The sequence below is a fragment of the Thermoleptolyngbya sichuanensis A183 genome (assembly GCF_013177315.1).
GTDB lineage: Bacteria > Cyanobacteriota > Cyanobacteriia > Elainellales > Elainellaceae > Thermoleptolyngbya > Thermoleptolyngbya sichuanensis.
Map to the genome: position 1 here is coordinate 1,974,348 of NZ_CP053661.1, position 11,738 is coordinate 1,986,085.

Consider the following 11,738-nt stretch of genomic DNA (forward strand, 5'->3'; position numbering starts at 1 on the left):
TGCCTAAACGCCGTCGGTCTAATTCCTGATCCTTTGCCATTTACCCGTGGTCCTTATTCCGTGGCTCCTATTCCGTGGCTCTTATTTTCAAAGACTATTTCTCGCGTCAGGCAAGCCGCTACGCCAAGTATCGTCCGGGCTATCCCGACGAGCTATACGCCTACCTAGTCAAAACGGCAACAAAACACGACGCAGCCTGGGATTGCGCCACGGGCAACGGGCAAGTTGCGGTCGGGCTAGTGCCTCATTTTGCAACCATCTACGCGACGGATGCCAGCGCCAGCCAAATCGCCAACGCCTTTCCCCACGAGCGAATTCAGTATTCGGTTGCGCCCGCAGAGGCCAGCGGTCTGCCCGACCACTGCGTAGACCTGATTACGGTCGGGCTGGCGCTGCACTGGCTGCCGCTAGACGGGTTCTATGCTGAGGTGAATCGCGTGGGCCGTCCGGGCGGCGTGATTGCGGCCTGGTGCAGCGATTTATTCCGGGTCGCCGAGGCCACACCCGCCGTGTCCGCACTAATCGACGAACTCTATGCGCTCATCATGCCCATGCAGCTGCCCGAAGTGCAACTGGTGCATGACCACTATCAGACTGTTCCATTTCCGTTTGAGGAACTGCCTGCGCCCACCTTTCGCCAGACCGTGCAGTGGACTCCGGAAATCATTTTGGGCTGCGTTTCTACCTGGTCTGCGGTACAGCGCTATGCCGACGCAGAGGGCTGGGCGGGATTGAAAGAGTGGGGCGATCGCCTTTCGGCTGCCTGGGGCGACCCGACCCTGCCCAAAACCGTCTGCTGGGATATTTTTCTACGAGCCGGGCAGATATAGAACCGGGGCAAGACTTGTTAGATAGGTAGACCAGTAGATAGGTATATAAGTAGATAGACCAGATTAAGAGCTCATTTGTAAAGGAGCCTGAAAGCCTTGTTAATCAAGGATTTCCGAGAAACCGCTTTTCCTGGGCAAACATGACCTCAAAGCCACACATGCCAAGAGTTTCAGGCTTCTTAAGATTTGCTTCATAAATTAGCTCTAAGAAACAGATCTTGAACCCTGCGCCGCCCGCTGCGCGGGCGGCGCAGGATCTTTGAGTTTTATATTTATTAATGTCCACCTACTTAGATAAGATAGGTAAGGTGCTGGACGGGCAAGGTGCAGAGCCTACAGCCTGTTTATTCAGATAATTCAGAGCTTTTGCTGAAACGCTTCCACAATGTCCATCAATTGGATTTGGGACTGCACGGGCAGCAGATCCAGCAGAGAGACTTCGTGCTTGCCGCCACCTAGCTTGACGGGAATGCCGCGCAGAATCCCCAGCACCTCGTCCTCGGTCGGCACGCCTTTTTCAAGCAAGGGATAGATCTGCTCTGCCAGGGGGGTGTTGAGGTGAGCATCGCGGAGATACAGATGCCACTTGGCTACGTCGATATACACCTCTTTGCCCAGTTCTGCGGCCAGGGCCTCGATGGCTTCGGAAGAATTGGAATATGCCATAGTTACGCCGTGTTAATGAGCCGTATTAATGGGTGGAATGAACAGTCAGGTCAGGGCTGCAATCTATCGAGAATTGCCGTTTCAGGACGCACCTCAAGGGGATTTTGCGTTGGGCTTGGTAACCGGGCCAGAATAGTCGGCGATCGCAAAGATATAGACCCCATGCGCCACCAAGGCCGCCAGCCATAGCCCACTAAACCACACGGTCCAGGGCCAGGTCTGCGCTTGCACAAGTCGAAAGAACCACACGCCAGAGTTGACCGCAATGAACGCTGCAACGTGGGTGGCAAAGGTCATGCGGTCGTCTAGCTTGCGAAAGGCGGGGTCGTTGCGGTCGGGTTCGCGGGGCCAGCGGGGAGGCATACTGTTATCCGGGATGAACTGTCGGGATGAACTGTCGAGATAAACTGTCGGGATGACCATTCAGCTTTCATTGTACGGTGTGAGTGACATCGTACAGCGTGGCCTCATAGCGTGACCCTACAGTGCGGTTATACACCATGACTCCACAACGTGACCGCACAGTGTGGCTGTACACCGTGACCGCACAGCGTAACTCCACAGCGTGTCCGCCCAATAACCGCACAGCGCGACCGTACAGCGTAACCGTCTGTTGAAGCAAGTGAGCAAGGCGAGGGGGGCGAAATTCTTGTCTTTTCAGCACAGCGTACACACCCTGAAAGAACAAGAAGCAAGCACAAGAACATGCTGACTTTTCACAGGATTCGCTATTGCGCGGCCAGATAATCGCCCGACTTGCCGCCCGTTTTGCTGAGCAGGCGAATGTTCGTAATTTTCATCGATTTTTCCAGGGCTTTGGCCATGTCGTAGAGCGTCAGTGCTGCGACCGAAACGGCGGTTAACGCTTCCATTTCCACTCCTGTTTCGGCTTTGAGGCGCACCTCAGCGCGGATGTCGTAACCGGGCAGGTCTGGATTTGGCGTAATTTGAACGTCTACTTTTTGCAGGGGGAGCGGGTGACAGAGGGGAATCAGGTGAGCGGTTTGCTTGGCTGCCATGATGCCCGCCAATCTGGCTGTGCCCAGCACGTCGCCCTTGGGTGCATTGCCCGCTTCAATGGCCGCCAGGGTTTCGGGCTGCATCTGGATTTGCCCCAGGGCGATCGCCGTCCGCACGGTGGCTGCCTTAGCTGACACATCCACCATGTGTGCCTGCCCGGTTGCCTCCAGATGGGTCAGGTTGGGCAGAGATTTTTCAGCAGAATTTTGGTTCATGCGCCTAACTATGTTGATGTCGTGTGATAGTATAGAGTTTCTGGCAGGGGCCTGTAGCTCAGTGGACTAGAGCACGTGGCTACGGACCACGGTGTCGGGGGTTCGAATCCCTCCTGGCCCGTCAGAGAGTGGGGTGAGTTAAAGCAACTCGCCCCATTTTGCTTTCATGTATTTGCTTTCTGGATAATTGCGATGTAATTGCGACTCTTTGAATAAGAGGTCACAGAAGAAGACACAGAAGAAAAAAGAACACAAACGTTTGCCCTCTTGCTCTGGTGCATCTACGCCCTAGGCAGTGTCTTAAAACTTTCTAGGTCGTTAATTGCCTTGAGTTGCCTTGAGTCGATCTCCCTAAATCCCCCTTAATAAGGGGGACTTCCGGAGCGGTTCGGCTCGGTTCCCCCCTTTTTTAAGGGGGGGCTAAGGGGGGATCAAAGGGTTTTAAAGCACGCCCTAGCTTCATTCGCTGATGCCTGCGTCCACTCAAGGGGGCGCATCTTCCAGAGAATCAACAGGTTCCGGTTTCAGGCTGTCTACCTGTTCCTCAATGGTTTTGATAATTTGGCTGAGGGCGGGCAACACCTCCAGCTTCGCAGCGACCATGCCCGACTCTAGGCGAGCGCGATCGCGGATTTCGTTTAGCTTGGTCTGGAGCTGTCGGGCAATTCGCAGGGCATCTCGCTCTAACGTAGCGATTTGCTGCTGCTGATAAAACTTCAGCGCGGCTCCGCGTAAAATTTGTAGCGTCGCCTCTTCGCCCTGTTCGGTAGGGATAAAGCGGAAGCGCAGCAGGAGTCTTGTCCGCTCGTGCAATCGCTCGATTTCAACCTGGCGGGGCTGTTCGACTGGCACCAGCGGCAGCCCAGCAAGCTGCTTCAGTTCGGCGATGATGCCTCGAAAATGGCGCAAATCCAGGCGATCGATGACAGATTGCAGCACCCCGTTTTGGCTCCAGAGAATGCGTCCATAGCGGGGCTGATGCTCGAAATAGAGCCGCCCAATGCCGCCGATCAGGACTCGTCCCAGCAGTTCTTGCAGCAATTCTGGGGGTGGCAGGGTGGCCAGGGTTTCTGCTGGGCGGCTGAGATGATTTAGCTGCACGACGAGCGGCGGAATCGGTGTCATTAACTGCGTCGGCACTTGGGGCGGCTGCTCGACGTTGATGAAGGTCGCGAGGTAATCTTGCAGAGTGTCCAGGGGAATATCCGGGGCGATCGCTGGGGTGGGCAACGGCTCTTCCTGCCTTTGAATCGCAGAGATGGATTCTGCTAGCTCGTCTTCATCCAAAAACACTGCCTCCGAGGGTGGGGCTTCGGCACTCCGCTTTGCCGTGGGCGGGGACGAAACCGGATTCTCTTCCGCAGAATCGCGGCTCAGCGCCACCTTGGGTTCACCGTGAATTGGCTCTGGTCTTGCTTCAACCCGTGATGCACTGGCTACATCGGAAAGCGAGTCCAGATCTGGAAATGGCTCGAAGGGATTTTCGGGCGATCGCCCTTCTGGCTCTGCTACCAGAGCAGGCTGAACGGGTTCCGGCTGAACAGGTTCCGGCGCTGGCTCTGGTGCGGCGGGTGGCGTATCCGAGGGCGCATAAATCGGCCGAAACCGGGGCGGCGCCAGCTCCTGGCTCAGATCTTCTGGGCTATCGACCACCAGCGTTGGCTGGGTATTGCGGTCTAGCTTTTGCTCGGTGCGGATGCGGGGGGCAACTCGTGAACGACGATCGACTTCCGCCTCATCCCTGGCGTTGGCGCGATCGCCCGAACGATCTGTCTCTTCTGCGCCAGCGGGTGGACTGGGCTGGGCGGCGCGGCTGCCCGTATAGTGCAAATAGGCAGAAAGGGATGCCTGGAGCGCATCAGACGAAATCGGCTGGGGCTTGGGATAGTAGTTGTGGTAGGCGATAATGCGGCGCACATAGTCTGCGGCCGGGCTGTCTTCGGGGTTGACCATGCCCAGCAGCAGGCAGTTGTCTTCCAGCTTTAGCGGCAGCACTTGATAATACAAACACGCTTCAAAGGGCAAGATGCCGTCAATCAGGACAAACATCTGCTGGAGGTCTAGCGACTGCGCGAGGCTGTCTGAAAAATGAGACAAAACCGACCGATACTGAGCGTCGGCAGATGTTGCCCCGACTTTTTTGTTGAGCGGGGAGGTCATAAAATCGCACCGTTCTCAATCTTTGGGGTTGACCATGATTGACCATGATGAAAGCAAGCCGCTTCCAGCACCCTTGGCGGTTTGTTCACTCAAGCATACCCAGTCTTGCTGCAAATCGCCATCCGCAAGCCGCCAGCCTGCCCTGCCTGCGTTTGCGGCGGATGGCTCAGGCCGATTCTGAGTTGTCGGAGTCGTCAGACTGGGACGAGTTTCGCAGGCTATGGGCAGACAGGTAGACCTTGACCCATTCTCCAGTAATTTGGTTCACCTTGACATTGCGATGCTGGGCGATCGCCTCGGCGGTTTTCCAGGTTTTGAAATCCTGCACTAACTGCTGCTGTTCTGGACTAAGGGCGTTATAGAACTCATCCCACTGATCAGGCGCAAGCCCCAGGTTATTGTCTACTGAGGTGCCCAGCCAGGTCATGACCAATTCGGACTCGGCCTTAATGGCAAACACACGCAGGGCGTGATAGCTAATTTTTTCCCGCAGTCGATAAACCTGCTTGACCGGAACCCCCAGCGCCGTGGCGATCGCCTCCTGCGACTTGCCTTGGAGATGCAGCCGGAGCCATTGCGCCGCCAGCGGGTCTACTTCCTGAGCGAGATAGTCCAGAAACGTTTGCTTTACCTCGTCGCGCAGGGCCTGCTGTTCCTCCCAATCGCGCTGCTGCTCGTACTGACTCAGCGCCTGAGAATCGAGCAGGCTCATGGCGCTGTCGCTATCGTCGGGAGAAATTTCTTCCGATACTAGCCGAATCAGTTCGCCCGTCGGAACCTGGGTCATGCCGCCACGCTGGGTGCGCCGCAGATAGTTGACAAACCGATAGACCAGCAGCGGCTGATTGCGGATGGGGCGCAGGCAGTATTCCTCAATGCTGGCCAGCATTAGCCCGTCCCGCAGGCGGGGCTGATTGGTGCAGCAGGCGATCCACTGCACCTGCTGGCGAATATAGGAGTCGTTTTGGATGAGTTCCTGAATCACTTCTTGCAACACATCCATGACGCTGCGATGGCGATCGCGCGATAGCGCCACCCAGGTTCGGACTTTGCTGCGAATCAGGAACAGGCTGCTGAGGCGCTGTAGCAGGTTTTTGTAAGCCTGGTCTGGACGGACTCCTAAATAGCGCTGCTGCAAAATGCGATAGCGATAATCCATCGCCTGCTGTGCCACCATAACTTGCACTGGGGTCATCTCATCGAAGCGCTGCGGCTCGTCGCCCAACAGCCAGCGCAAGATTGCCTCCTGGAGCGTTGCGGGCTGGCCGGGATGGTCTTGCTGGAGCCGCGCCTGCCACTCGCGTTTTAGTTCCTCCGACCTCGACTCAGCCCTCGTCATAGCGATGTAGTCCTCAGTGCTGGCTCTCGTGCAAGCTTCGGTGCTGGCTTCCATGCTACTAGCTTTGACCATATATCTTGCGCTCCCTTGCTGATTGCCGGGTAGGTCGATCGGCTCAGCCGACCGGGTGTGTGACGATTCAACCTTTCCGCAACCATTTCATATTTATCGGGTTAGTGTCATCACCCAACTAGGTACTCTGGACTCACCCTGGGCGATCGCCCTCCAGGATTTCTGCTGGGTTTCTGACATCCCTATGACATATCCCTGACACACCTTTGGCATTCCAGCGCAATTCTGCAAAGCCTCTTAAGCAGATTCGGGATCGGCTTCAATTGCCGCCACCAGCCGTTGCAGCGTGTCCGTCAACTGAGCGAGGCGCTCTAGCGTAGCATCCTGATTTTCTGCCAAAGTCTGTACGGTGTCGCTCAGGGCGAAAATTTGGTAGCCCTGCTGCTGCACCTGCTTGGACAACGCATCCATGTGTCCCGTTAGCTGATCAACCGTTTCCGTCGTTGCCAGGACGGCTTCTCCAATTTCCCGCACCAGCGATTCCAATGATGACGATTCAGTACTCACGCCCCTCTCCAAACACACGCCACAAACCCAAAACCATTTGCCAAGACCATTTGACTTGCTGCTGAAGCTTGAACCTGAAGCTTGGACAATGCTGAAGCTTGGACAATCAGCTTAGACGACCAGCCCCTTGCCTAATCAGCTTGGATAAAATTAGCTTTGGACAAAATCAGCTTGGACAACAATATATACCATCCTTATAGCCTCCCCCACCTCCTATTCCGCATTCTGCACCGCCTTTTCTCGCTTTTGCAAGGGATACAACCAGACCCTTGGCTCAAACCTCGAGCCTGATGAAGTTAGGACTCACGCAGTTGGAGGATTTCTCGCGGGCACAGCCCGCGAGAAATCCTCCAAAACCCAAAGAGCTTATTGCAAGTGCGTAAGCCCTGGAAGTATAGCTATCCTAAATGTCTTATCTGATTCCCTGTCCACGCAGAGTGCCGATTTCTGAAATGGCCTGAGAGAGCGAGGCACAGCGATACAATAAAGCATCAGAGGATTGGAACTGGACTTTCCAGAGTTTTCTATGACCACCACCGCCACCAAGACCCAATACGAAGCCGTCATCGGGCTGGAAACACACTGTCAGCTCAGCACCAAAACCAAGATTTTTTCCAGCAGTTCGACGGCTTTTGGTGCTGACCCCAACACGAATATTGACCCGGTGTGTATGGGGCTGCCGGGGACGCTGCCTGTGTTAAATCAAAAGGTGCTGGAATACGCAGTGAAGGCGGGGCTGGCGCTGAACTGTCAAATTGCACCCTATAGCAAGTTTGACCGAAAGCAGTATTTCTATCCCGATTTACCGAAAAACTATCAGATCTCGCAGTACGACCTGCCAATCGCCGAGCATGGCTGGCTGGAAATCGAGCTAGAAGAAGACGGGCAACCCGTTCGCAAGCGCATTGGCATTACGCGGCTGCACATGGAAGAAGATGCAGGCAAGCTGGTGCATGGCGGGAGCGATCGCCTCTCTGGGTCTACCTTTTCGCTGGTGGACTATAACCGGGCGGGCGTGCCGCTGATTGAAATCGTGTCGGAACCCGATCTGCGCTCTGGGGCAGAGGCAGCGGAATATGCCCGCGAACTGCGCCGGATCATGCGCTATCTGGGGGTGTCGGATGGCAACATGCAGGAGGGTTCTCTGCGCTGCGATGTGAACATTTCCATCCGTCCTGTGGGATCAGAAAAATTTGGCACGAAGGTGGAAATCAAAAACATGAATTCCTTCAATGCCATCGAGCGGGCAATTAACTACGAAATTGAGCGGCAGATTGAGGTGCTGGAGGCGGGCGATCGCCTCGTTCAAGAAACGCGCCTCTGGGAAGAAGGCAGCCAGCGCACCATCAGTATGCGGGTCAAGGAAGGCTCCAGCGACTATCGCTATTTCCCCGAACCCGACCTCGGCCCCATCGAAGTCTCTGCCGAACAGCTTGCTGCGTGGAAACGCGAACTGCCGGAACTGCCCGCTGCCAAGCGCCATCGCTACGAAGAAGACCTAGGGCTGTCGTCCTACGATGCCCGCGTGCTGACGGACGATCGCGCGATGGCGGAATACTTTGAGGCGACCCTGGCCGCAGGCGCACCCGCCAAACAGGCCGCCAACTGGCTAATGGGCGATATCAGCGGCTATCTCAACACCGAAAAGAAAACCCTGGCTGACCTGCCCCTGACTCCCGAGACTCTGGCGGAAATGATCAGGCTGATCGAGTCCAACACCATCAGCACCAAAATTGCCAAAGATATTCTGCCAGAGCTGCTGACCCAGGGCGGCTCCGCCAAGGAACTGGTCGAAAAGAAGGGGCTGATTCAGATTTCCGACCCGGCTGCAATCGAAGCGGCGATCGCCAAAGTGCTAGAAGCTCATCCCGCCGAACTAGAAAAATATCGCAGCGGCAAGAAGAACATGCTGGGCTTTTTTGTGGGTCAGGTTATGAAGCAAACGGGTGGCCGCGCCGACCCGAAGCTGACGAATCAGCTTTTGGTGAAGCAGTTGGACGGGTAGCCCGGCGGCTATCACCGCTATTCTGCGCTCTCCTCATTCCCAATCCTTCAAATGCGCTGGATCAATGGCTCCAAACAGTTTGCGATCGCGGAAGCCTGCGTCATTGGTCTGGTTTCGGGGCTGGCAGCAGTCATGCTCAAACAGAGCGTGGGCTGGCTGGGCGGGTGGCGGGTGCAATGGTCGCACCAGTTTACAGACTGGCTGGTGCTGCCGCTGTTGGGGCTGCTGGGCGGCGGGCTGGCAGGGTTCCTGGTGGAGCGGCTAGCTCCGGAGGCGGCGGGCAGCGGCATTCCCCAGGTGAAGGCGGCGCTGGCCAATGTGGCGATCGCCCTCAATATGCGGGTTGCCCTGGTAAAACTGGTCAGCGTTATTCTCACTCTGGGCGCAGGCCTGAACCTGGGTCGTCAGGGGCCGACGGTGCAAATTGGCGCGGCTTTGGCCGCCCAACTCAGCCAGTGGATTCCCACCTCGCCAGAATATCGTCGCCAGCTCATCGCTTCAGGCGCAGCGGCAGGACTGGCGGCCGGCTTCAATGCCCCCATCGCGGGCGTTTTGTTCGTGGTGGAAGAGTTTTTGCAAGATTTCTCTGGCATCACGCTGGGCACAGCGATTCTGGCTTCCTTCATAGGCGCAGTCGTGTCGCGGGTGCTGGGCGGCCGCAGCCTCAGCCTGGATCTGGGCATGACCGCCTACGAGGCCACGTTTTCGCTCTACGATGTGCCGCTCTTCCTGATTTTGGGGCTACTGGCGGGGCTGCTGGGGTCGCTGTTTAGCCGGGGCATTTTCGTCAGCCTGGCCCTCAACCGTCGGCTTCCGCTGGGGCTGCCGGGGCGGATTGGGCTGGCGGGGCTGCTGTCTGGGCTGGTGGTGTCGCAACTGCCCGACAGCTTTCGGGACAACACGGGTCTGCAAGATCTGCTCAGCGGCGGCAATGCTGCCTGGTACTTGCTGCTGCTGGCCTTTGGCGCAAAGTTTTTGCTGACGCTGGTGGCCTACGGGTCGGGTGCGCCGGGGGGAATTTTTGCGCCGTCGCTGATTTTGGGGTCGGCGCTGGGAGCGCTGGTGGGCATTACGGGCAGCGGGCTGGAGTCGCTGCTGGGGCTTGCGCCGCATGTCAGTCCGGCCAGTACCTATGCGCTGGCAGGGATGGGCGCATTTTTCAGCGCGGTGACGCGGGGCCCGGTAACGGCGATCGTCATCGTGTTTGAGATTACAGCCAATTTCAACCTGGTGCTGCCGCTGATGATTGGCTCAGGCATTGCCTATCTGGTGGCGCAGCGGCTGGTGGGCAGCTCGTTTTATACTCGACTGCTGGAGTGGAACGGCATCCAGATTCAGTCGCCAGGAACCCAGCCCGCGCCCTGGCAAAAGCTAACGGCGGCAGCGGTGATGCAGCGGCGGGTGGAAACGCTGTCGAGCAGTTTGTCGCTGGATGAGGCGAAGCAGGCCTTTGCGCGATCGCACCATCGCGGGTTTCCGGTTGTAGACAACGGACGGCTGGTGGGCATCGTCACCCAGAGCGATTTGTCGGCTCCAGAGCGGCAGCCCGCCAATCCTGCGGCCGCCACCCTGTCGGACATGATGACGGCCCAGCCCGTAACCGTCCGCCCGTCCGACTCGCTGACCCATGTGCTGTTTTTGCTGAATCGGTTTAAGGTCAGCCGCTTACCCGTCACGGATGGATCAAAGCTGGTGGGCATTATCACCCGCGCCGACATTATTCGCGCCGAGTCGGATCAGCTCACGGGCGAGTCGCTGCAACTGGGACCCCGTCCCGCACCTTCCTATGAAGTTTATCGGACGCGATCGCCCGCCACGGGTCGGGGTCGGCTGCTGCTGCCCGTCAGCAATCCCCAGACGGCTCCGATTTTGGTGAAACTGGCGGGGGCGATCGCCCAGGAGCGGGGCTATGAGCTAGAGGTGCTGCACGTCATCCTGGTGTCGCGGGCCCATCCACCCTCAGAAACCGCCGTCCGCACCACCCAGGGGCGGCGCTTGCTGCGGCAGATTGAGCATTTGGGGCAAGACTGGCAGGTTCCTGTGCATACGCAGATTCGGGTAGCCCACGACGCAGCCCAGGCCATGCTAGAGGCCATCAAGGCGCGGCATATTAACCTGGTGCTAATGGGCTGGAAAGGCAGCACCAGCACGCCAGGGCGCGTATTTGGCACAACGGTAGACACCCTGATTCGCCAGGCCCCCTGCGACGTGGTGCTGGTCAAGCTGGGCGAAGAGACTCGATTCAATCATTGGCTGCTGCCGCTGTCGGGCGGGCCCAACGCGCAATATGCCCTGACGCTGCTACCTGCGCTGACCCGCCTCAGCCCCGACCCCAGCATTAAGCTCTGTCAGGTGTTGCCTGTAGACGAGCCGCTGGCGGATCTGTCCGTGATGGCGGTGGCAATGGACGAACTGCGCCAGCGGGTCAACTGTTCCATTACCACCCGCCCGATTCGGGGACATTCCGTACCGGGGGCGATTTTGCGGCTGGCCTGGCAGGAACCCTGCGATGTGATTGTGCTGGGGGCAAGCCGCGAAAGTCTGCTGCAACAGGCACTCACAGGCAACATCCCTGAGGCGATCGCCCGCAGCAGCGATTGCACCGTGATTTTGGTCAGAGCGGCGATCGCCCCAGACGAGTCCTAACACCGCTGTCCGACTAGACAGCCCCATTTTCAACCCCATTCATCCCATTTTCAGCCCCATTTATTTCCCCATTTATGATTGAGATGATCCGCCTTGACGCGATTACAGATGCGATCGCCTGGGAACTCTGTAATAGATAGACCTGATCAGGCGTGGTCATGAATGGTCACGAGTAAACTGCAAAGGGACTGCAAGTAGCCTGCAAGTAGCTTGCACGTCTTTTGTCATACTGTGTCATCAGGCAGCGATTGGGCATTCCAGAAGCCTTGGCCACTGAC

At 57.3% G+C, this 11,738-nt stretch carries 9 protein-coding genes and 1 tRNA gene; 4 read left to right on the forward strand and 6 right to left on the reverse strand.

The genetic code is table 11. The features are described 5' to 3' along the window. The first annotated feature begins 74 nt into the window (after positions 1-74). Positions 75-830 (forward strand): class I SAM-dependent methyltransferase, encoded by a 756-nt coding sequence (locus HPC62_RS08310; RefSeq protein WP_172354766.1) that lies wholly within the window; start codon positions 75-77, stop codon positions 828-830. A gap of 357 nt (positions 831-1,187) precedes the next feature. Here HPC62_RS08310 and HPC62_RS08315 read toward each other — a convergent pair whose 3' ends face one another. From HPC62_RS08315 to moaC, 3 genes are all read right to left on the reverse strand, one after another. Next, positions 1,188-1,496: a DUF3181 family protein gene (locus HPC62_RS08315; protein WP_172354768.1), complete on the reverse strand. Its 309-nt coding sequence runs from the start codon at positions 1,494-1,496 to the stop codon at positions 1,188-1,190. Between the two features lie 93 nt (positions 1,497-1,589). Further along, entirely contained in the window at positions 1,590-1,859 is a 270-nt protein-coding gene (locus tag HPC62_RS08320) for a 2TM domain-containing protein (RefSeq protein WP_172358844.1), read from the reverse strand. A 365-nt stretch (positions 1,860-2,224) separates the two neighbouring features. Further along, complete coding sequence (moaC, locus tag HPC62_RS08325; protein WP_172354770.1) at positions 2,225-2,731, reverse strand: cyclic pyranopterin monophosphate synthase MoaC; 507 nt, start codon at positions 2,729-2,731, stop codon at positions 2,225-2,227. Positions 2,732-2,778: 47 nt separating this feature from the next. On the opposite strand from moaC, the gene HPC62_RS08330 reads away from it, so the two are divergent. Next, positions 2,779-2,852, forward strand: a tRNA-Arg gene (locus HPC62_RS08330). A gap of 362 nt (positions 2,853-3,214) precedes the next feature. On the opposite strand, the gene HPC62_RS23075 is transcribed toward HPC62_RS08330, so the two are convergent. From HPC62_RS23075 to HPC62_RS08345, 3 genes are all read right to left on the reverse strand, one after another. Beyond that, the gene (locus HPC62_RS23075; RefSeq protein ID WP_205370698.1) at positions 3,215-4,891 is read right to left on the reverse strand and encodes a GspE/PulE/PilB domain-containing protein; all 1,677 of its coding nucleotides are present in this window, start codon (positions 4,889-4,891) and stop codon (positions 3,215-3,217) included. Between the two features lie 166 nt (positions 4,892-5,057). Then, positions 5,058-6,302, reverse strand: a complete 1,245-nt coding sequence (locus HPC62_RS08340) for a HetZ-related protein 2 (RefSeq protein WP_228721728.1) — start codon at positions 6,300-6,302, stop codon at positions 5,058-5,060. Between the two features lie 237 nt (positions 6,303-6,539). After that, the gene (locus tag HPC62_RS08345; protein ID WP_205370696.1) at positions 6,540-6,809 is read right to left on the reverse strand and encodes a hypothetical protein; all 270 of its coding nucleotides are present in this window, start codon (positions 6,807-6,809) and stop codon (positions 6,540-6,542) included. 526 nt (positions 6,810-7,335) lie between these two features. Here HPC62_RS08345 and gatB point away from each other — a divergent pair. Then, positions 7,336-8,814: an Asp-tRNA(Asn)/Glu-tRNA(Gln) amidotransferase subunit GatB gene (gene gatB, locus HPC62_RS08350; protein WP_172354772.1), complete on the forward strand. Its 1,479-nt coding sequence runs from the start codon at positions 7,336-7,338 to the stop codon at positions 8,812-8,814. A gap of 51 nt (positions 8,815-8,865) precedes the next feature. After that, positions 8,866-11,460, forward strand: coding sequence for a chloride channel protein (locus tag HPC62_RS08355; protein WP_172354774.1), 2,595 nt, complete (start codon positions 8,866-8,868; stop codon positions 11,458-11,460). Positions 11,461-11,738: the final 278 nt, after the last annotated feature.

Bases quoted from the DNA above. Each gene is read 5' to 3' on its own strand.
- HPC62_RS08315 (WP_172354768.1), bottom strand. From the start codon at position 1,496: ATGGCATATTCCAATTCTTCCGAAGCCATCGAGGCCCTGGCCGCAGAA.
- HPC62_RS08320 (WP_172358844.1), bottom strand. From the start codon at position 1,859: ATGCCTCCCCGCTGGCCCCGCGAACCCGACCGCAACGACCCCGCCTTT.
- moaC (WP_172354770.1), bottom strand. From the start codon at position 2,731: ATGAACCAAAATTCTGCTGAAAAATCTCTGCCCAACCTGACCCATCTG.
- HPC62_RS23075 (WP_205370698.1), bottom strand. From the start codon at position 4,891: ATGACCTCCCCGCTCAACAAAAAAGTCGGGGCAACATCTGCCGACGCT.
- HPC62_RS08340 (WP_228721728.1), bottom strand. From the start codon at position 6,302: ATGGTCAAAGCTAGTAGCATGGAAGCCAGCACCGAAGCTTGCACGAGA.
- gatB (WP_172354772.1), top strand. From the start codon at position 7,336: ATGACCACCACCGCCACCAAGACCCAATACGAAGCCGTCATCGGGCTG.
- HPC62_RS08355 (WP_172354774.1), top strand. From the start codon at position 8,866: ATGCGCTGGATCAATGGCTCCAAACAGTTTGCGATCGCGGAAGCCTGC.